A 24,295-nucleotide genomic window follows, 5' to 3' on the forward strand; every position below is an offset into this window, starting at 1 on the left:
TATGTTTAGATTTTGTTTAGGTAGTCATTGTATAGTAGAGACAGTACATAAAATAAAGGAATCTTGCTTATGATTTTGTTAAATATTGTAATTGTTTGGTTTGTTGTTATTTTCGGTGGATTAGGGTTATTGAAATATATGCTTATACAAAAGGAGCGGAAAGAAAGAAAAGTGATGTTAGAAAAGCGGCTGGAGCATCTTATCCAAACGAATAAATACAAATCGCCCCAAGAAAAAAACGAGTCATCCTAATGATATAGGAGTGACTCGTTTTGTATTTATCTATTGAATCAATTATGCCTCGGCATAATTGCGTCCGGAATCGGCTTTGTGCTTAGGCCTGCATGATGCAGGTCAGTTAGCCGTTATCGCATGGATGTGATGATTTTAAGCTAACATCCTTTATGAATCCTTTCCGATTTCCGTGACATCTGCCGGAGGCTTTAACTTCTTTCAGCAGAAAGAAGTTAAACCCATCCACGGAAGCGTGAAGCTTCTGCAGTGCGGCGAACACCTACCATATACGCTGCTAAGCGCATGTTAATGTTACGTGTTGTCGCTGTTGTATAAACGTTTTCAAATGCATCAACCATTTTTTTGTATAGACGTTCTTCAACTTCTTCTTCTGTCCAGTAATAACCTTGGTTATTTTGTACCCATTCGAAGTAAGAAACTGTTACACCACCAGCAGATGCTAATACGTCTGGTACAAGTAAAATACCACGATTAGTTAAAATTCTAGTTGCTTCAGCAGTTGTTGGTCCGTTTGCTGCTTCTACTACGATGTTTGCTTTAATGTTGTTTGCATTGTCAGCAGTAATTTGGTTTTCAATAGCAGCTGGCACTAGAATATCACAATCAAGTTCTAGTAATTCTTTGTTTGAAATTGTGTTTTCAAATAATGTCGTTACCGTACCGAAGCTATCGCGACGATCTAATAAGTAGTCGATATCTAAACCTTCAGGATCATGTAGTGCACCATAAGCATCTGAAATACCGATTACTTTTGCACCTAAATCATGCATGAATTTCGCAAGGAAGCTACCTGCGTTACCGAAGCCTTGAATAACAACGCGCGCACCTTTAATATCAATGCCACGTTTTTTCGCTGCTTCTTGGATAACGATTGTTACACCTTGTGCAGTCGCACGGTCGCGACCTTGAGAACCACCAAGCACTAGTGGCTTACCTGTGATGAAACCTGGTGAGTTGAATTCGTCCATACGGCTGTATTCATCCATCATCCAAGCCATAATTTGTGCATTCGTAAATACGTCTGGAGCAGGAATATCTTTTGTTGGTCCTACGATTTGACTAACTGCACGTACATATCCACGGCTTAAACGTTCAATTTCATCCATAGACATTTGACGAGGGTCACAGATGACACCGCCTTTACCACCACCATAAGGTAGATCAACGATACCACATTTCAATGTCATCCACATTGAAAGCGCTTTAACTTCCTCCTCAGATACAGCCGGATGGAAACGTACCCCACCTTTAGTTGGTCCTACAGCATCATTATGTTGTGCACGGTAACCAGTAAATACTTTTGTTGTACCATCATCCATTTTCACTGGAATGCGTACTTGTAGCATGCGAAGCGGTTCTTTTAATAATTCATACATAGCTTCGTCATAGCCAAGTCTATTTAGAGCCTCTTGAATAACTTCTTGAGTTGATGTGAACAGATTTAAGTTTTCAGACATATTAAATCGCCTCTTTGTTTTTTTTAATGATAGTATATCGGCATCATTGTAACATACTTCCGAATTAAAATGTGAACATTTTGTTAAAGATTAAATACTTTTTCAATTTGTTCGATTGACCAATCTAAATCTTCTTGTGAAATTACAAGTGGTGGCGCAAATCGAATGACTGTATCATGTGTTTCTTTACATAATAAGCCTAATTCTTTAAGCTTTTCACAGTATGGACGTGCTGCCTCTGTTAATTCCATTCCGATAAATAAACCACGACCACGAACGTCTTTAATGACTGGGTTATTAATTTCTTTTAATTTCCCTTTAAAGTATTCACCAAGTTCGTGTGAACGCTCTGCTAATTTTTCATCTAGTAATACTTTAATTGAAGCAATAGATACAGCACATGCTAACGGATTACCGCCGAAAGTTGAACCGTGTGATCCTGGATTGAACACACCTAAGATTTCACGATTTGCAGCTACACAAGAAATCGGGAATACACCGCCGCCTAAAGCTTTACCTAAGATGTACATATCAGGCTCTACTTCTTCCCAATCACATGCGAACATTTTACCTGTACGTGCTAAACCAGCTTGTATTTCATCTGCAATGAATAAAACATTGTTTTCACGGCATAGCTCGCGAGCAGCTTTTAAGAAGCCTTCTGTTGGAATGACAATACCAGCTTCACCTTGGATTGGTTCAATTAAAAACGCTGCTGTATTTGGAGTAATTGCAGCTTTTAATGCTTCCAGATTACCGTAATCTACTAACTTAACATTCGGTAACATTGGACCGAAGCCACGACGATATTCTTCGTCAGATGATAAAGATACAGCAAGCATTGTACGACCATGGAAGTTACCATTACATGCAATGATTTCTGCCTTGCCATCCTCTACACCTTTTACATCATATGCCCAACGACGAGCTGCTTTAAATGCAGTTTCTACCGCTTCGGCACCTGTATTCATCGGTAATACCATTTGTTTATTCGTTAATTTCCCAACTAGCTCATACCATTCACCAAGGTTTTCGCTATAAAATGCACGAGAAGTTAATGTTACTTTATCAGCTTGTTCTTTTAACGCAGCGATAATTTTTGGATGACGATGTCCCTGATTCACAGCAGAGTAAGCTGATAGCATATCTAAGTATTTGTTACCTTCTGGATCTTTTACCCAAGCACCTTCAGCCTCTGAAATAACGATTGGTAGCGGGTGATAGTTTGCAGCATCAAAATTTTGAGTTTGTTCAATAACTTGATCTGTTTTTGTCATATAGTATTCTCTCCTTACTTTCATGATGAAAAATCTTTGGAAGACTATGCTTCTCTATAAGTAAAATCAATAGAATGATTTCAGCATTTTCTGAATATAAAAAGCAAGAATCTGCTCACTACTCCTAGGTAAGCCGCCTCGACATTAGCGCCTGCGGTTCTTGCCGGACTCACTTTACCAGGAGGAGTCTCGCAGATTCTCTTATCATTTATGCCTCAGCAAAATTGCGTCCGGAAGCATAACTTCTTCAGTCAACCTAAAGAAGTTATAGCATTTCAGAAGTTGTTTTTGCTTGCATGTGAAGTTGTAGATAGTCAGGGCCACCTGCTTTTGAGTCTGTACCTGACATATTGAAGCCGCCGAATGGTTGGTAACCTACGATTGCACCAGTACAGCCACGGTTGAAGTATAAGTTACCTACATGGAAATCTTCACGTGCTTTTTCTAAGTTCATACGATTATTTGTAATAACTGCACCAGTTAAACCGTATTCAGTATCATTTGCAATATCAATTGCCTGATCGAAATCTTTAGCTTTTGTAATGGCTACAACCGGGCCAAAAATTTCTTCTTTCATAACTCGTGCAGAAGGATCTACGTCTGCAAATACTGTTGGTTGGATGAAGTAACCAACTGAATCATCAGCTGTACCACCTGCAACAAGGCGACCTTCTCCTTTACCAATTTCAATGTACTCTGTCACTTTATTGAATGCTGCTTGGTCAATAACTGTTGCCATGAAGTTTTTGAAGTCTGATGGATCACCAACTGTTAACGTGTTAGTAAGCTCAATTACACGATTAACAACTGTGTCATAGACATCTTCAACGATAATAGCACGAGAACATGCTGAACATTTTTGACCAGAGAAGCCAAATGCTGATTTTACGATAGATTGTGCTGCAAGCTCAAGATCTGCTTCTTTATCAACAACGATTGTATCTTTACCGCCCATTTCAGCGATAACACGTTTAATCCAAATTTGACCGTCATTTAATACAGATGCACGTTGGTTAATACGTAAGCCTACATCACGAGATCCTGTGAAGCTGATGAAGCGTGTTTTTGGATGATCAACTAAGTAGTCACCTACTTCTGCACCAGAACCTGGTACAAAGTTCACAGCACCTGCTGGAAGACCAGCTTGCTCTAGTACTTCGATAAATTTATAAGCAACTACAGGTGTTGTTGAAGCTGGCTTTAATAATACAGTGTTACCTGTTACTAAAGCTGCCACCGTTGTCCCTGCCATAATTGCGAATGGGAAGTTCCATGGTGAAATGACAATACCAATACCTAGTGGAATATAGTCATAACGGTTGTATTCACCAGGACGGCTTTCTACAGGTTGACCTTCTTTAACACGTAGCATTTGACGACCATAGTATTCTAAGAAATCAATTGCTTCTGCAGTATCTGCATCAGCTTCAGCCCACGGTTTACCTGCTTCTTTTGTTAAAAGTGCAGAGAATTCGTGTTTACGACGACGAATAATTGCCGCTGCTTTGAATAGTACGTCTGCACGAATAGCTGGATCTACTTTTTTCCAAGTTTTAAATGTTTCGTCTGCAGCTTGCATCGCTTTTTCAGCTAGTTCTTTGTTTGCTTTTGATACGCGACCAATTACTTCTGTTTTCTTTGCAGGATTATATGAAACGATTTTATCTTCTGTCGTAATACGTTCGCCACCGATAATAAGTGGGTAGTCTTGACCTAAATAACCTTCTACTTTATTTAATGCTTCTAAATATGCGTTGTAATTTGCCTCTTGAGTAAAATCTGTGAATGGTTCGTGTTTGTATGAAATCATACTTTATCCTCCCTCGTGAGATGTGTTTTAAGTGTGCAAAAAACATTGACGCAAAATATCTTTGCGTTTAGAATATTCTTACACTTATTATAATGCAAAATTTCGTTGCATATTTCAAGTAAAAAATTTTTGAGGTGCACATTTTATGAAAAATTTTGAACCCTTACTCCCTTTTTATGAGTTTATTGCAACAAATGTAACTGTTGGTATTCATGCTGTAGACCTTTCTGGCAAAACAATTATTTATAATACAAAGATGAAAGAAATTGAAGGATTTCATTTTGATGAATTAGCAGATCGTTCTGTTATTGAAATGTTTTCCTTTCGCCAGCATGAAAGTACTTTAATGCGTGTATTACAAACAGGCAAAAAAGAAATTAATGTAAAACAAACTTATTGGAATAAAAATGGTCATGAAATTACAACTATTAATGATACTTTTCCACTTTTGGTTGAAAATAAACTAATTGGAGCGATTGAATTTGCTCGTGACATTACATCACTCGAAAAGCTAGTTTATCAGCCTCTTCGTCGATATGGTGAACCTTTAACATTCGATATGATAACAGCTGTTTCCGAATCGATGCGACAAGTTATCACAAATGCAAAAAAAGCAGCAGCTGTGAAATTGCCAGTATTATTAATTGGTGAATCTGGTACAGGCAAGGATTTAGTAGCAGAGGGTATACATCATGCAGCTTCGACTGACTCTGAAGCATTTGTAACCCTAATGAGTCGTCGCTCTGCTCAATCTGTTTTAGATAAATTACAGGAGCTCTTACAGGATGACAAGGCATACACTTTTTTCTTTGAACGCATTGATTTTTTAAGTCTAGACATTCAAGAGCAATTATTAGAGGTATTACAGTCTCTTCCACAGTCTAAATACATGCTTATTGGCAGTGTAGGAAGTGATCCCATTACTTTGATCGCAGAAAAGAAACTTTCAAAATCACTGTATTATTTCTTTGCCACAATGGCCATTTCCATTCCTAATTTAACAGATCGAAAAGAAGATATTCTTCCATTCGTAGATGATTACTTTAACCGCCATCAAGAACGATTTGCTTCAAATGTCGCGGAACTAGCACCTGATGTACAGGATTTATTTTTGCAATATGATTGGCCAGGAAATTTAAAGGAGCTTGAGCTATTACTAGATGAAACTATGTCGTTTATGACCACTGAATCAACAGTTACCTCAGATTTATTACCAATGCATTTCCGCTTCAAGGTACAGCAGCAAGACACAACCAATCATGAGCCGGAATTCTTTATGTTCCAGCAACAAAATGATGTTATGCCGCTCGATGCTTATTTACGTGAAGCCGAATCATATTATGTGCAAAACGTATTAAATTTATATGAAGGCAATATTACAAAGACTGCTAATGCACTTGGTATGAGTCGTCAAAATCTACAATATCGAATTCGAAAAATAAAAAATCAATAACTTTATCTATAATTGAATACAAAAAAAAAACGAGGATACCTTTCAAATTAGAAAGTATCCTCGTTTTTTTATCCAGCATTAACAGGCAGTAATTTCAGTAATTTATCTGTACCGAAAACGAAGCGTCAGGTACAAGACTCCCACCTCAATATTCAGCAAAAGCAAAGAAATTAGATAAAATAACTGCCTGTAAATGCCCGATTGGTGAAGACTAATAATCAGTGGGAATAACGAATCCCCCACTGATTAAAGTTTCACTTTATTGTCCTGACTGCTCGATCCAGTCCTGTAATTTAGATTTTAGGGAATTAAAACCATTCGCATCCGATTCATCTACACGGTCTTGCAATGATTTTCGTGGTAGTGCATCTTTTTTACGTAATGTTGCTGGGCGCTCTTGCAAAGCTCGAATCGATAAACTAATTTTTTCGGCATCTTCATCGATTTCTAGTATCTTCACTTCTACCTCTTGCCCAACTGACAAAAATTCACTAACGTCCTTTACAAAGCCGTAAGTAATTTCGGAAATATGTACAAGGCCTTGTGTATCTTCATCAAGCGCAACAAATGCACCATACGGCTGTATACCTGTAACTTTTCCGCTCAACACGTCCCCTAATTCATATTTTTGTCCCATAACCTTTGCCCACTTTCTTTTTGTTTGCTACGTAAATTCACCATAAATTATAACATACGTGTATTAGTGGGGCAAAAAATCTCCTTATTTGTTAATAGCACTAATTAGGTAATGCGTCCCGCCATTCTCAGTTATTACAGAGGTTAATTTAAAGGATAATTGCTGTCCAATTTCTCCATGCGCCACACTTTTTACAGTGGCTCTAATATGAAGTGACGAACCCTCTATTTCATGAAGAGATTTAAAATTCCCCATCCCATCAAACTGAACAACTTTATCTATATCCAAATCATCAGTTAATAGTCTTTGAGCTACTTCTCGATCACCAACCCCATGAGCATATAAAAATAAACTAACGATATTTATTGGATTTAATGTGTCAATAATTGTATCGTCCCTCGTCTCAACATACGAATTGTAAAGAGATTTAGTTTGCTCAATCCAATCAGGATTAATTGCTATACTTGTTGTCCCATCCTCCGTCTGCATATACGTGTCTTCTCGCGCATATAAAATTCCCATCCATATATCATATGTTGTTAACTGTTCTAGAGTTTTGGATTGTCCAGTTTGCTTTATTTCATCTAGTATTAATTGAGCTGTTTTGCGTATTGCCTCACCATATTCCCCATTCGCAATAAACGTTAATAAATCCATGTATTCAGGCTTGTATTGCCCAGTTTTTGTACGAATTGGATTGGTGTCAGTCCCTTTAAAAATGGCAAGCCATGTATTTTCAAACTCTCCCTTTAATACGTTAAAATTATCCTTGTCTGTAGAAATATCCGCTACAAGTGTTTTTTCATAGAGCCGTAGAATAGTTGCAGAATCCTCTATAGAATAGAGTAAATCCCCACCAACAAGTAATGAGCCTGTAGCCAAGTATTTAAAATATCCTAATACATTTGGGTGAAGACGTTCAATATATTCGGGTGCGTCTTTCCCGAATACAGGATTTGGTCGAAAACTATAACTTTGTCCATTATATTGCAATTCCAAATATTGCTTTTCAGCCGAAGCAATTAATTTATTTAGGTCTGCAGGGGGACTTTTCGTTTTTTGTGATAATACTTTTTCATACGGAGCAAGCTTATTAGAATAATAGCGTGCAATTTCTTCTACCGAGTTAGAAAATATACTATAAAAGTGATAAGATTCTTCAAATGACATAGAATCTGCGTAAGTTTCGATACTCTGTATTCGCTCACGTGGTGTTTGTAGATTATCCAATATACCGGATTCTACTCCTTTTATATATTTATCATTTGCGTTCTGTATTTCTAAAATCAACTGTTTTCTTTTAGAAAAAGTGTACAATTCATTTTCTGCACTTTGGACTATTTCACTAAACTCTTTCTCTGGTATGTCGAGCTCTTTACGCATTTGTTCACGTTTTTCTTGATATTTTTTTGTAAAATTTGAAAGCCATTCGTCATATTCTTTTTCTTTTTGTTGTTCTAGTTCTTGTTCAGCAGTTTGAACAAACGTCGACGGATTCATAACATACGACGAAACAAAGATACTTAGTAAAAGTACACTTGCAATGCTTGCTATCCAGACAGCTGGCTTTTGCCATCTTGAAGGGGGCTTTTTTGTTGTTACTGTTTCTTGCGCTTGCTGTGTTGCATTTTCTGCCTCGATTTGTGCGAAAACGGCTTCTGGATCTAGCTGTGATTCCATGCGATCATAGGATTTTTTTAGAAGCTCCATTCGTTTTTCAAATTGTCTATCATCCATTTTCAACACTCCCCTCCTGCATTAACACCACTTTGAGCTTCTCCTTTGCACGTAATATACGAACTTTGACAGTTGATAACGAAATATTTAGTACCTCGGCTATCTCCTCATACTTTAATTCATGGAAGTAAAATAATATAAGAGGATAACGATATTTTTCATCCAGTTCTTTAATAGCATTATGTAATAGCCTATCTTCCTCAAAATTAAGGACATGCTTTTCTGCTGAAGATGAGGGCATTTGTTGCTGAGCACTTAGCCTTTCTTCCTTTGCTTGCTCTCGTTGTTCTTTGCGATAATAATCACGCGTTGCATTCAATGTGATTTTATAGAGCCATGTCGTAAAACGATCCTGCTTAAATTGATGTAAAAAACGATAGAGCTTCACAAATACCTCTTGTGAAACATCTGCTAAATCATTACTATGAACGCCGCATTGAAAAGCAAATTTTTCAACTGTGCGTTGATGTATTCGGATTAGCTCTATATAGGCGTCTTTGTCTCCTTGCTGAGCCCGTTCTATTAATTCAGTTTCTGTCACAGTCATCCCCCCTTGCACATGTAACGAATCATCCCTCCTAATTGTTACATATTTAAATGAATTTTACTTTTTTTATAATAACTCCGAACACTAATTACGTCGCTAAAATTACTTCCGTTGCACAAACGAAATTATTTTAGAATATCTATAAATCATTTTCTGAAATTTGCTTGTGTTACGGGAATATTGCGGTAAAATGAAACTTTAGTATAAGGAGGATTTATTTTCGTGTCTTCGAGAGATCAATTTACATCTAAAATTGGGTTTATTTTAGCTGCCGCTGGAAGTGCTATAGGGTTAGGAGCTATTTGGAAGTTTCCTTACATGGCGGGTACTAACGGCGGAAGTGTCTTTATTTTATTATTCATTCTATGTACATTTTTCATCGGTTTGCCGGTGTTAATTGCAGAATTTATGATTGGACGTCGCGGGCAAAAGGATGCCGTCACGTCGTTCAAGGAACAAGCACCTGGAAAACCATGGTACTTAATAGGATGGGGTGGCATGATTATTGCCGGTCTAATACTTTCATTCTACAGTGTTGTTGGTGGCTGGATTCTAAGCTATTTGGGCCGCTCCATAACATTCCATCTCAATAGTTCAAATGGTAATTATGCTGATTTATTCAGTAACATCATTTCAAGCCCATTTGAAGCAGTGCTTGTACAAGGGTTATTTATGTTGTTAACTGTAGTAATTGTATCAGCAGGTATTAAAGGCGGTATTGAAAAAGCTAGTACATGGATGATGCCACTGTTATTCATCTTTTTCATCGTATTAGTTATACGCTCTTTAACATTGGACGGTGCAATGGAAGGCATCAAATTTATGTTCGTCCCTGATTGGTCCTATTTAAATGCGGAAACATTTTTAAAGGCACTTGGACAAGCTTTCTTCTCGCTAAGTGTCGGGATCGCGGTAATGATCACATATGCTTCCTATCTATCGAAGTCAGAAAAGATTGGAAATTCAGCCATCAATGTTGCATCGATGAATATCATTATTTCTTTACTTGCAGGTCTAGTAATTTTCCCAGCAGTGTTCGCACTTGGTTATACACCTGATCAAGGTCCTGGCCTCGTATTTATTATTTTACCTGCTGTTTTTGAACAATTACCTCTTGGCGGACTGTTCTTAACGATTTTCTTTGTACTCTTACTATTTGCAACAGTTACTTCTTCCATTTCCATGTTAGAAATTGTCGTGGCTATCGCAATTGGAGATAAGCCTGAAAAGCGTAAAAAAATCGCTTGGATTGGCGGTATTATTATTTTTATCGTTGGTATTCCAAGTGCACTATCATTCGGCATCTTATCTGATGTGAAAATTTTAGATCGCTCTATTTTCGACTTTGTAGACTTTTTGACCAATAGTATTGGTATGCCAATTGGTGCCTTATTGATTTCTATCTTTGCAGGCTATTATTATACAAAGGACATTTCTCGTAAGGAGCTTGCAACATCTAGTCTGATGTTCAATATTTGGTACATTTTAATTCGTTATGTTTCTCCGATAGCGATATTAATTATTTTTATTCAGGGAATTTTACCGTTGTTTAAATAAAAAAAACGAGGTTGTCTCAAAATTGAATGACAACCTCGTTTTCTATAGAAAAGCAAAAGCATTATTGAGTCCGGATTCGGCTTTGTGCTTAGGCCAACATGATGTTTTTTGCGCGAAAGCGTAGTGCTAACGCAGCGGCAGCAAAAGGTTTTATCTGTGCGAAAGCGAAGCGTCAGCAACAAAGTGTTTTATCTGTGCGAAAGCGAAGCGTCAGCAACAAGGTGTTTTATCTGTGCGAAAGCAAAGCGATAGCGGCAACAACATGATGTTGGTCACTCAGTCGTTGCCACAGTACGTGGCGTTCTTAGACTGAGTTCCTCTATTTTAAAGGATGTTTGGACACCCGCTAAAAGAAGTTAAATAATGCATTTTGCTTCAAATTTTATCGCAATAAGTTTGTAAGAAATAGCCACACAATCTTCATATGGTATCCATTCTTCAAACGAATGCTCATATGTTTCTTGAATAACCTTTGCAAGAGTAGATGGATCATCAATACCTTGCAATGCTGCTACAACATCTGCAGTTTCAGTATCATAATGATCTGGACCTAAGTGGAATGGATCCCACTCCTCTAGCAGGTGTACGGCTGCTTGATTCATTTTTATATTTTCCAAAATACTCACCTATTATCCTTTTATCATACTCGTATGATACCATAGTAAATAAAAAAGAAAAGAGTGATTTGCTTGTCTATTTTCGATCAAACTATTAAACGTTGTTGTACAAACTCGGTAAAATGGGACGCAATGGAAAACGTCTATGGGCTACAAGATGCTTCAGACATACTTCCAATGTGGGTAGCTGATATGGATTTTGCTGCTCCAGTAGCCGTATCAAAAGCGCTACAAGAGCATGCTGAAAAGACTGTTTTCGGCTATAGCTTTGTTAGCGATGAAGCCGTGCAGGCGATCGTAGACTGGCAAAATGCTCATCATGATTGGCACATTGACAAAGAATCAATTGTTTTCTGTAACGGTGTTGTTGCTGCTTTAGCGGAAAGTATCAAAGCACTGACAAATCAAGGAGATAAAGTACTTATTTCCTCACCTGTCTACCCTCCATTCTATAACATCCCGAAAAGTAATGGTCGAGAGATTGTTAATTGTCCTCTAGTAGAAAAAGATGGGACATTTGTCTATGACTTTGAAGCCTTTGAACAAGCACTTGCTCAAAACGTGAAAGCCTACATATTGTGTAATCCTCATAATCCAGGAGGCTATGTATGGGATGAAGCTACATTAAAGGAAATCGTACGACTATGTGCAAAATATGATGTAGTGATTATTTCCGATGAAATTCATTCGGATTTAATGTTAGATGGCTCAAAACATACACCATTAGCAAAAATCGCTGGTGACGAAATTGATCGTATTATTACATGCATGGCACCGACAAAAACATTTAATCTAGCTGGTATTCAAGTTGCTTATATGATTGTGACAGATAAGAAAAAGCGTATGCTACTAGAAGCAGTTCATATGGCTAGTGGGCAAGGCTCATTAAATACCTTTGCTTCTGTTGCACTTCAGGCTGCCTATACAGAGGGTTCCCCATGGTTAAATGACATGCTTGCTTACATTTCAAATAATATGGACTATGTGATTGCTGAATTAGGTCAATTACCTGGTATCCATATTAAAAAACCTCAGGGCACTTATTTACTTTGGATTGATTATCGAGAATTAGGACTTGATGAACAAGAAATCATGAAACGCTTGCTGGAAAATGGCAAACTTGCATTAGAGCCAGGGACAAAATATGGCGAAGAGGGTTGTGGCTTCCTACGTATGAACGTCGCTTGCTCATTTGACACAGTAAAAGATGGTGTTCAGCGCTTTAAGCAAGCACTACAGCAATAGAAAGTAAATAGTGAAGGATATCTCAAGTTTTTTAAAATGTACCCTTTGTAAAGGACATTTATAAAAAGGTTAGGCAACTTTTTGAAGCTGCTGTCTGTATTTTGCAGACGGTAGCTTTTTTAAATTCCATTGCCCTCGATAATGATTGTAATAAATCATATAACTCTTAATTTCTTTCTTTACTTCTTCTAACGTTTCACATGCTCTAATAGTTGTTTCATCTTTAAAATGCCCAAAGAATGATTCTTGTGGCGCATTATCCCAACAGTTTCCTCGACGTGACATGGACTGTCCTAAGCCAATTTTCTTCACTAAGTCTTAGAATCCACATAGTTTGAACTTAAATTCTATAATAGATATTATAAATCCAAATAAGATAGATAGTAGGTGATTCATTAGTGAATAATAATTTGCTTCTGATAAAGGATTTTAGCAAGTTGACGGGCTTATCACGAAAAGCTTTGTATCTGTATGATGAACATAATATTTTGAACCCTGCGTTTATTCATCCAAATAATGATTATCGATATTATGACAAGAATCAGTTACTAACTGCTAAACGAATTAATTTATTAAAACAAGCAGGGTTTGGCTTAAATGAAATCAGTAAAATCATCCATAGAAAGTTATCAGATTATGAAATAAATAATTTGATAGAAGAAAAGCTTCAATTGGAAATGAATAAGATAAAAGATGCAAATCAAAGAATAAATAAATTAAAAGACCTGAATCCAGCAATTATGATTTTAAATAATGAAGTCCAAAAAGAGTATTTAGAATCATTGTTTGTATATGAATATGAATTATTGCCAAACGAAAATATATGTGTAGCGCTGAATAACATCGAGGAATTAGTTAGCGGACTTAATATTAAAAAGACTGAAAAAATCATCAAATATAAACTGATAGATAATAAAATTCGCCCTATTCGTATCGCCTTACAATTGGAAAATCACGAATTGAATCAATTGGGAATCACAAGTTATTTTGGTTTTCAAACGCAAAAGTTTTTCTATGAAATTGATCCTTATCAAGAAGAATCAGTATTAAAAATAATTGAGATCATGAAAAATAACGAAATAGAATTATCCGAACCATATATTTATGAACGTATATTGAACCCGGACGATTATCTATATTCCTCCAAACGCCTTTCGGAATTTATTTTTCCGTCTAAGTATTAAGTAATTGACCTTCCCCTTAGGTTAACCCTTACACTCTCTTTAAAGGGAGGAATAATACATGAAAAAAAATGATTACGCATTGGTAACAGGAGCTTCTAGAGGTATAGGAAAGGCAATCGCAATCCAACTTGCAAATGATGGATTCAATTTATTATTACATTATAATCAAAATGCTGAAAAAGTTAATCAAGTCAAAGCAGAAATTGAATCAATTGGCAGACAAGCACATTTAATTCAAGGTGATTTCAATTCCAGTGAAGGGATTAAAGAATTTATCGAGAAAATCAAAAATTTGATAATCCAAGATACTAATGTATCATTGCATACAATTGTTCACAATGCCGGACATGCTACATCAAATGGATTTGGAGACGTGGACTATGATGAGTTCGATCGACTATTTAATGCAAATGTTAAAGCACCATATTTTATCACACAATCTTTAATCGGATTTATCGAATCCAATGGTAGGATAATAAATCTATCATCGGGTGTTACACGTATCGCGTTTCCACATATGATGGTATACAGTATGACAAAAGGCGCAATTAATACAATGACGTTTACACTAGCAAAAGAATTGGGTGAAAAAGGAATTACGATTAATTCCATAATGCCTGGTATCATTGATACGGATTCAACTGCTAACTGGCTGCATACTGAAGAAGGTCAAGAAAATGCAAAGAATATGAGTGCTTTAAAAAGAGAAGGACAACCCGAAGAAATTGCAAATGTTGTTTCATTTCTAGCAAGTGAAAAAGCGAGTTTTATTACTGGGCATAATATGGATGTAACTGGTGGAAGTCATCTGTAGTTAGGTAAATGGTTTAACTAGAGACCTGATTCATTTAGAGATTAAAATCATTAATTTTAAGTGTAATAAGTATTAAAAACATGCTCTTAAGATTTGTTCTCATAACAAGGTTAATATCGTTATTTAGTCAAACTTTATTACAAAGCTAGTGTTTTGCATGAGGTTCATGAGAAAGTATGATGCCCCGCAGTCCTTAATGGCTGCGAGGCATCTGGCTTTCCACGAAAAGCGTGTTTTTTAAATATTATGCTGATTGTTTGTATTATTTTTCTCTGAAAGAATACGTGCTTCGATTTCCTTTGATTTCATTTCTTGTTTCTTAGAAATCTTACGGAAAACAGTAAATACAACAATACATAAAATAAGCATGATTAAAAATTCAAAAGCTGCAGGAATATAGCCTGATTTATCTTCAGGGAAATATAAAAATTGATACATTAAATGTTTCATGTTTTACACGTCCTTACAATTATTATTCAAAAACTGTAATTGACTCGATTTTCACATCTTCTAATGGTTTATCGCGTAAGTCTTTTTCTACGTCTGCAAGTTTGTCTACAATGTCCATTCCTTCAACAACATGACCAAATACTGTATGTTTATGATCTAACCAAGGAGTTCCACCATTTTGAGCATATGCTTCAATAATTTCTTCTGGGAAGCCAGCACCTTGTAATTGGCGAAGCATATCACTTGGAAGGTGCTTCATTTGTACGATAAAGAATTGTGAACCATTTGTATTTGGACCCGCATTTGCCATTGAAAGGGCACCGCGAAGATTAAATACTTTATCAGAGAACTCATCTTCGAAAGAGTTACCCCAAATTGATTCGCCGCCCATACCTGTACCAGTTGGGTCACCACCTTGAATCATAAAGTCTTGGATCACACGGTGGAAAATGATGCCGTCATAGTATCCTGATTTTGCATGGCCTAAGAAGTTTTCAACCGTTTTTGGTGCATGCTCTGGGAATAATTTAATTTTGATGGCACCTAATGTTGTTTTCATTTCTACAAGTACTTCGCCTTCTAGTACTTCTGTTGTTAATTGTGGAAACATTGAAGTCTCTCCTTTAAATGTAAAATTTCAGTTTCAATGAAAATGATAATAATATCATTTCTGACCTTATTTTAGTCTAACATACTTCTTACTGGTTTTCTTCACCAAAGTATTGACGATTTTTTGCACTTTTAATTTTTGGGCTTATCACCATACCAAGGGGGTGATTTCCGTTCCGGCTGGGCGCTTTCCTGTAGGCGTCCGATGAGCCGCTTGGGCCAATAAGTGTTTTTTGCGCGAAAGCGGAGCGGCAGCGGCAACAGTACGATGTTGATCACGAAGGCGTTATCACAGTACTGTTCTTCGGTTAAGAAATATTCTTTCATATTAACCCCCTTAGTATATTTTTTATGATTGTTCATATATCCCCTTGATTGATAATAAAAATGGATTACATGGATAATAATAGAAAAACGGAGGAATTGAAATGAAATTCATACAAAAAATAAGTGTAATCGGACTGTCGGTATGTATGTTGAGTATCGTATTTTCATCTGCCAGCATGGCAACAAAAATCGTTACAGAAGAGCACCTGAATTCAGTAAATAATAAAAATAAAAAAGAAGTTCATTATTACAAAAACGACTCCGCCAAAATATTAGCACAAGAAACAAAAACGGTACTGATTAAAACAGTAAGAGAAGATAAATCATTATTAGAGAAAAAAACAAAAGAATTTGAAGAAAAAATGAAAATGGAACAAATAGCCTTTATTGAAGAGGAATTGAAAAAAGCAACAACGCTTCAAGATGTAGAAAAAGTAAAAAGTGAAGCAGCCAACTTATTAAAAAAAGAAAAAGAATTGTTTAAAGCAGAAAGTGAAAAATATGTAAAAACAAAGATTGATACGGAAAAAGTGAACTTTGCGATGATTTCAAGTTCATATAAGACGGTTAGAGATGACTTTTTCACCTTTAACAAACACGGATTCTATTACTATGATGTAGATAAAAATGAATTTGTTCCAAACGATAAAGTAAATAAAACAGAAGAAGTAAAAGAATTTGAAAAAAAACACAAAGAAGATACAAAAGTAAAAGATAATCCAATCAACACCTTAATCCTGTTCATTCTCCTTGGATTGTTATGTATAATTCCTCTTTTCATAAGTAACAGACAAAAAAACAAAGCGTAAGCTTTGTTGATGCTATTAGCCTTCGTACCTCTGCCTGCTCGCTCCAGGGTCTCGGGCCAACACGATGTTGGTCACGAACTTCATGGCAAAATTATTTGATGAAAACAAATAGGTCGGAACGCGTATTTGGAAACTATCCAAATTATGTTATTCTGTTGAGTGACTCATATTTAGAGTGGAGGCACACATGAAAAAGGCTTTTGGTTTTTTTATCATTTTACTATCCTTACCTGTCCTTTGGTGGATTACTACAAACATTAGGACAGAAATCAATATGGCACAAGCGCATGAGGAGCAAATTGCTAGCGCTATTCATTTACCGGAAGTACAGCCACAGCTTCCAGTAACACTTATTGATCAAAATGACAAAACATTTAGCGAGGAATATGTCGAATGGCGGCAACCTTTAACATTACAGGAAATCCCAAAAATTGCCCAGGAAATTTTCATCGCAAGTGAGGACGCTCATTTTTATGAGCATATCGGTTTTGACTTCAGTGCTATCATCCGTGCAGTTGTTGCTAACTCAAGCACAAATTCATCTTCTCAAGGTGCTAGCACCATTACACAGCAGCTCGTTCGTATGCGTTATTTATCCGATGAAAAAACATATGAACGAAAATTAACAGAGATTTTTTACTCCTATGAGCTTGAGAAAGAATTTGATAAAGACGCGATATTAACGATGTATCTAAATGAAGCCTATTTTAGCAATCAAGTTTATGGAATCGGTGGAGCAGCTACCTATTATTTTCAGAAACCACTCCAAGAATTATCTATAGCTGAAATTGCATTTATTGCTGCCATTCCAAATAACCCCTCACTGTATAATCCTTTAAAAAAATTTGATAAAACAAAGGCGAGACAGGAGCGGCTATTAGATACACTAGCAGCAAGTGGCGCTATAACAAAAGAAGATGCCATTACATATAAAGCTGAAACGATAACGTTACATGTAAAGAATAAAGCGCAAAGCTACCCAATGTACAGCACTTACGTCTTACAAGAGCTTAGATGGTTAGTTGCAGAAAAAGAAGGTTATTCAGATCGACTTGCAAATACACAAAACGAGGAAGAGAAGAAAAAAATCAAAACGCAGCTAGACAATCGACTCAATACATTATTTCAAAACGGATTAACGATTTATACCGCGCTAAATCCAGACAAACAAGCACATGATGAAAAGAAAATGACTGCAATTCTAGGTTCAGGAAAATTACAAGCCGCCGGAGCAGTTATTGATAATAAAACCCGTGAAGTTGTTAGTCTTTATGCTGGAAAAAACTATGAAAAGTTTGGTTATCATCGCGCCTTTCAAGGTACGCGTCAACCAGGCTCTGCATTTAAGCCGTTAGCGGTATATGCTCCTTTCTTTGAAACGACAGCACACACACCTGATTCTATTGTTAGTGGTGGCAGTTATTGTGTCGGTTCATTTTGTCCACAAAACTATGGAGGCTTTAAATATGGTGATGTACCAATTCGAGTAGCATTTCGATATAGCTATAATACTTCGGCTCTCCGTCTCTTTAACACAGTCGGAATTGAAACTGCCTTTAGTTACTTAGATCGCTTTCACTTCCGCTCTATCGTGGCAAAAGACCATATTTATGCTACCTCTTTGGGAGGATTAACGTATGGTGTTACAGCACTTGAGCTAGCAGACGCCTATACAAGTTTTATAGACGGCTCATACGTACTGGCCCATAGCATCCGTAAAGTTACAGCAGCTGATGGAACGGAGCTTTACAGCTGGGATTCAGAACGCGATCAAATTTGGTTACCGAAAACCGTTAAGTATATGCGTTCGATGCTTGCAGATGTTGTTACTAAAGGTACAGGACAAGGCGTTTATAGTAGAAGTAACTATGTCGGTGCCAAAACGGGAACAACTAACAACTATCGTGACTACTGGCTCGCTGGATTAAATGATGAATACACTGCAGCAGTATGGCTTGGCTACGATAAGCCACAATCTATGGAGAGTTTAGAAGCGTATAAGATTCATCACAAGCTATTTAATGTTTTACTGGAATAAAGTAAACCAAAAGGAGCAACCCTAGAGTGAAGAATTTCACTCAGGGCTGCTCCTTTCATTGTTTAACGTTACTATGTAATTTAATAAATACGTAATGTAAACCTCGGCGTTTAATGAGCAAACGGTAAGCTTGCTAAGATGCCATTATACAATTTTAAAACAACATAAACTAATAGAGATAATAGAATAGTCCACATAAAAAGTTCAAATACTAATAAGCCAATCGTTCCACCCATCGACATAAAATGACTCATTTTGTAGATAAGGTAAATAAAGTAGATAAAAACGGTTAAGACAAAAATACCTACTAAAACGTAAATAAATTGAATAGCAAAGGCTGAACATATTGCACCAACCAATAAAATAATATATCCGCCTCGTGCTTGATTAACTGTCGCACCATCATTATCCTTGGAGAAAAATAACATTCCTAGCTCATGAATAGTTTCCCCTACTAATTTTAATGCTGAAAATAGCATAAAAAAGATCCCAGCAAAGACAATTAGCAAAAAAATACGGAGCTCGAAATCGGATAAAAACTCCCGCATGCCGGAATACACACCGATTGCATGGAAAACTTGCAACGATTCACTTACAGCATACATCCCAAATGTCAAACTAAACAATAAAATCGTAATTAATGGTAGATAACCATAAATATAAGGGTTCTTCATAAAATTTTTTCCTCTATTATTATTGATAACTTCCTATTTATAATATAGCCAAAATTCTTCCACTATCGCAAGCTAAATCCTATGGGTGCATATGCATTCATACAAGAAGTGCGTTATAATTAACATACTTATCTGCATAAAGGAGGATTTTTTTGTTACAAGTACTTTATATTTTCATTCCAATGCTTGCTGCAATATTTGTGCCATTTTTATATAAAAGCATTAAAAATATTCACACAGGCTGGTTTGTTCTTGCAGTACCTGCTACACTCGCGATTATTTACGCATCATATATCGCAAAAGTAGCAGATGGTAAAGTATTTCTTCAAGAGCTTCCTTGGATTCCATCGCTTGATATTTCCGTCGTTTCTTATTTAGATGGACTTAGCTTGCTATTCTCATTGCTGATTACTGGAATTGGCTCATTGGTCGTACTTTACTCTATTTTTTACTTAGACAAACATAAAGAAAAATTACATAATTTTTATGTTTACTTATTACTATTTATGACCGCAATGCTCGGAATAGTACAGTCAGATCATTTAATTACTCTGTACTTCTTTTGGGAGCTAACATCAATTTCATCATTTTTACTGATCGGCTACTGGTATTCTCGTGATGCCTCTCGCTTTGGTGCACTTAAATCAATGATGATTACAGTCGGTGGCGGCTTAATGATGTTAGGAGGATTCATTCTTCTTTATTTAATGGGAGGAACGTATTCAATCCGTGAACTTATTGTCATAGCACCTAATTTAGTGCAGCATCCGTTGTTCACTTGGTCGCTCGTTTTAATACTTCTAGGAGCATTTACAAAATCTGCCCAATTCCCATTCTACATTTGGTTACCAGATGCAATGGAAGCGCCAACACCGGTTAGTGCATACCTACACTCTGCAACAATGGTAAAGGCAGGTATTTATTTAGTTGCACGCTTTACACCGATTTTCGCCGTTTCTGAGCTTTGGATATGGCTCGTTACAGGCGTAGGTATCTTAACGCTGTTCTGGGGTTCGTTCTTTGCAGTGAAGCAAACAGATTTAAAAGGAATTCTTGCTTTCTCTACAGTGAGTCAGCTTGGACTTATTATGTCATTGCTCGGCGCTAGTGCTTTAGCGTTTCATGGCAATGGGGCAACAGATACTATTAAATTTGCTGCCTTTGCGGCGATCTTCCACCTGATCAACCATGCAACATTTAAAGGAAGCCTATTCATGATTGCAGGAATTGTCGATCATGAAACTGGTACACGTGATATTCGTAAACTCGGTGGCTTAATGAGTATTATGCCGCTTAGCTTTACAGTAGCGGCAATCGGAAGCTTATCAATGGCTGGTCTACCGCCATTTAACGGCTTCTTAAGTAAGGAAATGTTTTTAACTGCAATGCTTGCACTGCAAAATTTTGAATTTTCTGGCTTTGATACATGGGGAGCACTCTTCCCGATTGTTGCTTGGATTGCTAGTATATTTACATTTGTCTATAGCTTTTATTTTGTTTTCAGAACATTTACTGGTAAATATAAACCAGAAAAATTACCTCATAAACCACACGAGGCACCGATTGGCATGCTAATTTCGCCGATGATTTTAGCAGCATTAGTCGTAACAATATTCTTTATTCCGAACCTAGTTGGGGATACTTTTGTAAAGCCAGCAGTACAAGCTATTCAGCCATTCTTATACGATTCACCAAAGGATATTGATATTCATGTGGCTGCTTGGCATGGTGAAATTACACCTGAATTACTCATGACATTTGGCATAGTACTTGTTGGAGTTCTATTGTTTGTAGCGTTACCGAAATGGCAGGGTATATATCAAAAATTCCCACGAGCTTTAACGTTAAATAATGCATACGACAAGATTATGCTCGGACTAGATGTTGGGTTAAATCGTGTATCACGTCTTTATATGACAGGCTCTATGCGTCACTACCTGCTGTATATGTTTAGTAGCATTGCGGCGATTGTCATCGGTTCTTTATTTGTGAAGAATGCTTTTACAGTCTCCTTCCAAGACACTGCACCTATTCGTCCTTACGAAATCATTTTAGTTGTGGTGTTAGTCATTGGAACAGCCCTTACTATTTTGGCAAAGTCACGTTTAACAGCCATTATAGGCCTTGGTGCTGTGGGCTACACAGTAGCATTATTCTTCGTTATCTTTAATGCTCCTGATTTAGCATTAACACAGCTTGTCATTGAAACGATTTCTGTTGCGCTATTTTTACTAGCATTTTATCATCTGCCTAAGCTTGGAAAACGAGAAGAGCGCATGAGATTCCAATTAAATCGCGCGATTGTTTCCATTGCAGTCGGTGTTATGGTTACGCTTTTAGCACTGTCCGCACATTCGCAAAAATTGATTCCAACTATTTCGAAGTATTATGAGGAAACAGTTTATTCAAAGGCCGGCGGTGGAAACATTGTCAATGTGATCTTAGTAGACTACCGTGGTTTTGATACATTATTTGAAATTACAGTGTTAGCTATTGCTGGAATGGCCATTTTAGCAATGATAAAGCTACGCATGAATAGAAAGGAGAAATCGCATGAAAACAAATGATGTCATTATACAATTTACAACAAAAATTGTATTCTTCATTATTTTCTTCTTCTCCATTCATATTTTTCTTGCTGGTCATTACACACCTGGAGGCGGCTTTGTTGGCGGGCTTTTAACATCGAGTGCGATCGTGCTCTTAGTCCTTGCCTTTGATTTAAATACGGTTCGTAAGGTTTTACCTATAAATTATACGTATTTAACAGCAATTGGCTTACTACTAGCCCTTGCAACAGCCGCTTTCCCAATGTTTGTAGGTAAACCGTTTTTCACACATTTCTTTGATTATTTCGATTTACCGCTTCTAGGCAAACAGTCATTACACACGGCTATGCTTTTTGATAGCGGTGTCTATTTGGTTGTTGTCGGCGTTACGATGACCATTATTCAAACGATTGGGGAGGATGAATAATGGAAATAATGATGGCGTTTGTCATAGGCTTTTTATTTATGGCAGCGGTTTATTTAATCTTATCCAAAAGCTTATTGCGTATTATTATCGGGACAGGCCTTTTAAGTCATGGCGCTCATCTTCTCATTTTAACGATGGGCGGGCTAGGTGGAGAGGCACCACCTGTTTTAAAGGAAGGGGCAAAAACTTTTGCAGATCCATTACCACAGGCGCTTATTTTAACAGCGATTGTTATTAGTTTTGGGGTAACAGCTTTCTTCCTTGTACTTGCTTACCGTTCTTATCAGGAGCTCGAGACAGATGATATAAGCTTAATGAGAGGAAGTGATGAGGATGAATAACTTCCTTCTACTACCCATTATCATTCCGTTTTTCTTCGGCATGATTTTGATGTTTGGGCAAAAAAACTTAAAATACCAGCGTTCATTCGCATTACTTGGTATAGGGCTCGCACTTATATCAGCAATTTCACTGCTTTTAAAGGTGAAAAATGACGGTATCCAAAAGGTGACATTCGGAGACTGGCCTGTGCCATATGGTATTACAATGGTTTCTGATATGGTGTCCGCACTGCTTGTCACAACAACGCTGCTTATTGCCCTCTTTGTTGTTTGGTATGGCTTTAGTTCCATCACAAAGGAACGTGAACGCTTCTTCTATTATCCTGGAATTATGTTTATTTTAACTGGGGTTAACGGGGCATTTACGACAGGCGATATTTTTAACCTTTTCGTGTTCTTCGAGGTATTGTTAATGGCCTCTTATTTGCTCATTGTTCTTGGGGGCGAAAAAGGGCAGCTTAAAGGTTCCATTAAATATATTTTAATTAATGTTATTTCATCTGCATTATTTGTTATTACAGTTGCCTATCTTTACTCTGTAGTAGGTACATTAAACATGGCAGATATTGCAGTAAAGATTGCAGAAATCAATCAGCCAGGTATCGTTACTGTTATAGCTGTACTATTTTTAATGGTATTTGGGTTAAAAGCGGCTATTTTCCCGCTATACTTCTGGCTTCCAACTTCTTATGCAGCAGCACCTATACCAGTACTAACGCTATTTGGCGCACTACTAACAAAGGTTGGTATTTACGCAATTACTCGAACGTATACATTGTTCTTTGTTCATGATTTATCGTATACACATGATCTACTGATGGCATTAGCAGTTGCAACAATTATTGCGGGCTGTATTGGTGCACTTGCCTATCATGATGTGAAGCTCATCATTATCTATAATATTGTCATTGCTGTAGGGGTTATTTTATTCGGCGTATCTCAAATGAATGAAACCTCCCTAAAAGGTGCAATGTTCTATTTAATTCATGACATGCTTATAAAAGCAGCGCTCTTTATGTTAATAGGTATAGTCATCTACATTACGGGCACATCTGATTTACGTAAAATGGGCGGTCTTATGAATAAATATCCCGCTCTCGGTTGGTGCTATTTAATTGCAGCATTTGGTTTAGCAGGGATTCCTCCACTTAGTGGCTTCGTTGGAAAGCTGTTAATTGTACAGGGAGGTTTTGAAGCAGGTAGTAAATGGAGCAGTATTTTTATTTTAGCTTCGTCTCTTCTCGTTTTATTGTCTGTTATTCGTATTTTCCTTTATGCCTTTTGGGGTGAAGAAAAAGAAACAACGGGTACTGTCGATAAAAAAGTCTACAATACACTATTTGTGCCTACCGTGCTTTTAGTGCTCATTACTGTAGCGTATGGTGTAGGCTCTGAATGGATTACTCCATTTATGGACGATGCGGCAAAACTATTAAGTGATCCATCTATTTATATAGATGCTGTAATGAAGGAGGATTAGA

At 36.9% G+C, this 24,295-nt stretch carries 23 protein-coding genes and 1 pseudogene; 12 read left to right on the forward strand and 12 right to left on the reverse strand.

Annotated features, from left to right (window positions below):
• Positions 1–69 precede the first annotated feature (69 nt).
• A complete protein-coding gene (locus ABH968_RS02310) occupies positions 70–252 on the forward strand; it encodes a hypothetical protein (protein WP_370042199.1) in 183 nt (60 codons plus the stop codon).
• Between the two features lie 215 nt (positions 253–467).
• Here the strand turns inward: ABH968_RS02310 and ABH968_RS02315 are convergent, their stop codons facing one another.
• From ABH968_RS02315 to pruA, 3 genes are all read right to left on the reverse strand, one after another.
• Positions 468–1,712: a Glu/Leu/Phe/Val family dehydrogenase gene (locus tag ABH968_RS02315; RefSeq protein ID WP_370042201.1), complete on the reverse strand. Its 1,245-nt coding sequence runs from the start codon at positions 1,710–1,712 to the stop codon at positions 468–470.
• Between the two features lie 83 nt (positions 1,713–1,795).
• On the reverse strand, positions 1,796–2,989 hold the full coding sequence (locus ABH968_RS02320) for an ornithine--oxo-acid transaminase (RefSeq protein WP_370042203.1): 1,194 nt from the start codon (positions 2,987–2,989) through the stop codon (positions 1,796–1,798).
• 265 nt (positions 2,990–3,254) lie between these two features.
• Entirely contained in the window at positions 3,255–4,799 is a 1,545-nt protein-coding gene (gene pruA, locus ABH968_RS02325; RefSeq protein ID WP_370042205.1) for an L-glutamate gamma-semialdehyde dehydrogenase, read from the reverse strand.
• Between the two features lie 145 nt (positions 4,800–4,944).
• On the opposite strand from pruA, the gene ABH968_RS02330 reads away from it, so the two are divergent.
• Positions 4,945–6,252 (forward strand): AAA-type ATPase lid domain-containing protein, encoded by a 1,308-nt coding sequence (locus ABH968_RS02330; RefSeq protein ID WP_370042207.1) that lies wholly within the window; start codon positions 4,945–4,947, stop codon positions 6,250–6,252.
• A 259-nt stretch (positions 6,253–6,511) separates the two neighbouring features.
• Here the strand turns inward: ABH968_RS02330 and yugI are convergent, their stop codons facing one another.
• The 3 genes from yugI to ABH968_RS02345 all read right to left on the reverse strand — a co-directional run bounded on the left by yugI (position 6,512) and on the right by ABH968_RS02345 (position 9,167).
• Complete coding sequence (yugI, locus tag ABH968_RS02335; protein WP_370042209.1) at positions 6,512–6,889, reverse strand: S1 domain-containing post-transcriptional regulator GSP13; 378 nt, start codon at positions 6,887–6,889, stop codon at positions 6,512–6,514.
• Positions 6,890–6,973: 84 nt separating this feature from the next.
• Positions 6,974–8,626 (reverse strand): hypothetical protein, encoded by a 1,653-nt coding sequence (locus tag ABH968_RS02340; RefSeq protein ID WP_370042211.1) that lies wholly within the window; start codon positions 8,624–8,626, stop codon positions 6,974–6,976.
• Positions 8,619–9,167, reverse strand: a complete 549-nt coding sequence (locus tag ABH968_RS02345) for an RNA polymerase sigma factor (RefSeq protein ID WP_370042213.1) — start codon at positions 9,165–9,167, stop codon at positions 8,619–8,621. Before ABH968_RS02345 ends, ABH968_RS02340 begins: the two co-directional genes overlap by 8 nt.
• A 228-nt stretch (positions 9,168–9,395) precedes the next feature.
• Between ABH968_RS02345 and ABH968_RS02350 the strand changes: the two genes are divergently transcribed.
• Complete coding sequence (locus ABH968_RS02350) at positions 9,396–10,730, forward strand: sodium-dependent transporter (RefSeq protein ID WP_370042215.1); 1,335 nt, start codon at positions 9,396–9,398, stop codon at positions 10,728–10,730.
• Positions 10,731–11,086: 356 nt separating this feature from the next.
• On the opposite strand, the gene ABH968_RS02355 is transcribed toward ABH968_RS02350, so the two are convergent.
• Positions 11,087–11,347: a DUF1871 family protein gene (locus ABH968_RS02355; protein ID WP_082337499.1), complete on the reverse strand. Its 261-nt coding sequence runs from the start codon at positions 11,345–11,347 to the stop codon at positions 11,087–11,089.
• 72 nt (positions 11,348–11,419) lie between these two features.
• Here ABH968_RS02355 and ABH968_RS02360 point away from each other — a divergent pair, with 72 nt between their 5' ends.
• Positions 11,420–12,592, forward strand: coding sequence for a MalY/PatB family protein (locus tag ABH968_RS02360; RefSeq protein WP_370042217.1), 1,173 nt, complete (start codon positions 11,420–11,422; stop codon positions 12,590–12,592).
• 69 nt (positions 12,593–12,661) lie between these two features.
• Here the strand turns inward: ABH968_RS02360 and ABH968_RS02365 are convergent.
• Positions 12,662–12,907: pseudogene (locus tag ABH968_RS02365) on the reverse strand (IS3 family transposase); the annotation flags it as partial.
• Positions 12,908–12,990: 83 nt separating this feature from the next.
• On the opposite strand from ABH968_RS02365, the gene ABH968_RS02370 reads away from it, so the two are divergent.
• The gene (locus ABH968_RS02370; protein ID WP_370042219.1) at positions 12,991–13,776 is read left to right on the forward strand and encodes a MerR family transcriptional regulator; all 786 of its coding nucleotides are present in this window, start codon (positions 12,991–12,993) and stop codon (positions 13,774–13,776) included.
• 58 nt (positions 13,777–13,834) lie between these two features.
• The gene (locus ABH968_RS02375) at positions 13,835–14,590 is read left to right on the forward strand and encodes an SDR family NAD(P)-dependent oxidoreductase (RefSeq protein ID WP_370042221.1); all 756 of its coding nucleotides are present in this window, start codon (positions 13,835–13,837) and stop codon (positions 14,588–14,590) included.
• 237 nt (positions 14,591–14,827) lie between these two features.
• On the opposite strand, the gene ABH968_RS02380 is transcribed toward ABH968_RS02375, so the two are convergent.
• From ABH968_RS02380 to ABH968_RS02390, 3 genes are all read right to left on the reverse strand, one after another.
• Entirely contained in the window at positions 14,828–15,040 is a 213-nt protein-coding gene (locus tag ABH968_RS02380; RefSeq protein WP_370042223.1) for a hypothetical protein, read from the reverse strand.
• Positions 15,041–15,062: 22 nt separating this feature from the next.
• Positions 15,063–15,650: a peptidylprolyl isomerase gene (locus tag ABH968_RS02385; RefSeq protein ID WP_370042225.1), complete on the reverse strand. Its 588-nt coding sequence runs from the start codon at positions 15,648–15,650 to the stop codon at positions 15,063–15,065.
• Positions 15,651–15,781: 131 nt separating this feature from the next.
• A complete protein-coding gene (locus ABH968_RS02390; RefSeq protein ID WP_370042227.1) occupies positions 15,782–15,976 on the reverse strand; it encodes a hypothetical protein in 195 nt (64 codons plus the stop codon).
• A 101-nt stretch (positions 15,977–16,077) separates the two neighbouring features.
• On the opposite strand from ABH968_RS02390, the gene ABH968_RS02395 reads away from it, so the two are divergent.
• Positions 16,078–16,785 (forward strand): hypothetical protein, encoded by a 708-nt coding sequence (locus ABH968_RS02395; RefSeq protein WP_370042229.1) that lies wholly within the window; start codon positions 16,078–16,080, stop codon positions 16,783–16,785.
• A gap of 187 nt (positions 16,786–16,972) precedes the next feature.
• The gene (locus tag ABH968_RS02400; protein WP_370042231.1) at positions 16,973–18,823 is read left to right on the forward strand and encodes a transglycosylase domain-containing protein; all 1,851 of its coding nucleotides are present in this window, start codon (positions 16,973–16,975) and stop codon (positions 18,821–18,823) included.
• 110 nt (positions 18,824–18,933) lie between these two features.
• On the opposite strand, the gene ABH968_RS02405 is transcribed toward ABH968_RS02400, so the two are convergent.
• Entirely contained in the window at positions 18,934–19,497 is a 564-nt protein-coding gene (locus tag ABH968_RS02405; protein ID WP_370042232.1) for a DUF5366 family protein, read from the reverse strand.
• A gap of 152 nt (positions 19,498–19,649) precedes the next feature.
• On the opposite strand from ABH968_RS02405, the gene ABH968_RS02410 reads away from it, so the two are divergent.
• The 4 genes from ABH968_RS02410 to ABH968_RS02425 are packed head-to-tail and all read left to right on the forward strand — an operon-like array spanning position 19,650 to position 24,294.
• A complete protein-coding gene (locus tag ABH968_RS02410; RefSeq protein ID WP_370042233.1) occupies positions 19,650–22,064 on the forward strand; it encodes a Na+/H+ antiporter subunit A in 2,415 nt (804 codons plus the stop codon).
• On the forward strand, positions 22,051–22,473 hold the full coding sequence (locus ABH968_RS02415) for a Na(+)/H(+) antiporter subunit B (RefSeq protein ID WP_049669152.1): 423 nt from the start codon (positions 22,051–22,053) through the stop codon (positions 22,471–22,473). The genes ABH968_RS02410 and ABH968_RS02415 overlap by 14 nt, the downstream gene beginning before the upstream one ends.
• Positions 22,473–22,814, forward strand: a complete 342-nt coding sequence (locus ABH968_RS02420) for a Na(+)/H(+) antiporter subunit C (protein WP_142510534.1) — start codon at positions 22,473–22,475, stop codon at positions 22,812–22,814. The genes ABH968_RS02415 and ABH968_RS02420 overlap by 1 nt, the downstream gene beginning before the upstream one ends.
• Positions 22,807–24,294 (forward strand): Na+/H+ antiporter subunit D, encoded by a 1,488-nt coding sequence (locus ABH968_RS02425; RefSeq protein ID WP_370042235.1) that lies wholly within the window; start codon positions 22,807–22,809, stop codon positions 24,292–24,294. The genes ABH968_RS02420 and ABH968_RS02425 overlap by 8 nt, the downstream gene beginning before the upstream one ends.
• Position 24,295 lies beyond the last annotated feature (1 nt).

This window comes from Lysinibacillus sp. RC79 (assembly GCF_041262405.1).
Lineage (GTDB): Bacteria > Bacillota > Bacilli > Bacillales_A > Planococcaceae > Lysinibacillus.

Coding starts and splice junctions, on each gene's coding strand:
- ABH968_RS02310 (WP_370042199.1), top strand. CDS start 70: ATGATTTTGTTAAATATTGTAATTGTTTGGTTTGTTGTTATTTTCGGT.
- ABH968_RS02315 (WP_370042201.1), bottom strand. CDS start 1,712: ATGTCTGAAAACTTAAATCTGTTCACATCAACTCAAGAAGTTATTCAA.
- ABH968_RS02320 (WP_370042203.1), bottom strand. CDS start 2,989: ATGACAAAAACAGATCAAGTTATTGAACAAACTCAAAATTTTGATGCT.
- pruA (WP_370042205.1), bottom strand. CDS start 4,799: ATGATTTCATACAAACACGAACCATTCACAGATTTTACTCAAGAGGCA.
- ABH968_RS02330 (WP_370042207.1), top strand. CDS start 4,945: ATGAAAAATTTTGAACCCTTACTCCCTTTTTATGAGTTTATTGCAACA.
- yugI (WP_370042209.1), bottom strand. CDS start 6,889: ATGGGACAAAAATATGAATTAGGGGACGTGTTGAGCGGAAAAGTTACA.
- ABH968_RS02340 (WP_370042211.1), bottom strand. CDS start 8,626: ATGGATGATAGACAATTTGAAAAACGAATGGAGCTTCTAAAAAAATCC.
- ABH968_RS02375 (WP_370042221.1), top strand. CDS start 13,835: ATGAAAAAAAATGATTACGCATTGGTAACAGGAGCTTCTAGAGGTATA.
- ABH968_RS02380 (WP_370042223.1), bottom strand. CDS start 15,040: ATGAAACATTTAATGTATCAATTTTTATATTTCCCTGAAGATAAATCA.
- ABH968_RS02385 (WP_370042225.1), bottom strand. CDS start 15,650: ATGTTTCCACAATTAACAACAGAAGTACTAGAAGGCGAAGTACTTGTA.
- ABH968_RS02390 (WP_370042227.1), bottom strand. CDS start 15,976: ATGAAAGAATATTTCTTAACCGAAGAACAGTACTGTGATAACGCCTTC.
- ABH968_RS02395 (WP_370042229.1), top strand. CDS start 16,078: ATGAAATTCATACAAAAAATAAGTGTAATCGGACTGTCGGTATGTATG.
- ABH968_RS02400 (WP_370042231.1), top strand. CDS start 16,973: ATGAAAAAGGCTTTTGGTTTTTTTATCATTTTACTATCCTTACCTGTC.
- ABH968_RS02405 (WP_370042232.1), bottom strand. CDS start 19,497: ATGAAGAACCCTTATATTTATGGTTATCTACCATTAATTACGATTTTA.
- ABH968_RS02415 (WP_049669152.1), top strand. CDS start 22,051: ATGAAAACAAATGATGTCATTATACAATTTACAACAAAAATTGTATTC.
- ABH968_RS02420 (WP_142510534.1), top strand. CDS start 22,473: ATGGAAATAATGATGGCGTTTGTCATAGGCTTTTTATTTATGGCAGCG.
- ABH968_RS02425 (WP_370042235.1), top strand. CDS start 22,807: ATGAATAACTTCCTTCTACTACCCATTATCATTCCGTTTTTCTTCGGC.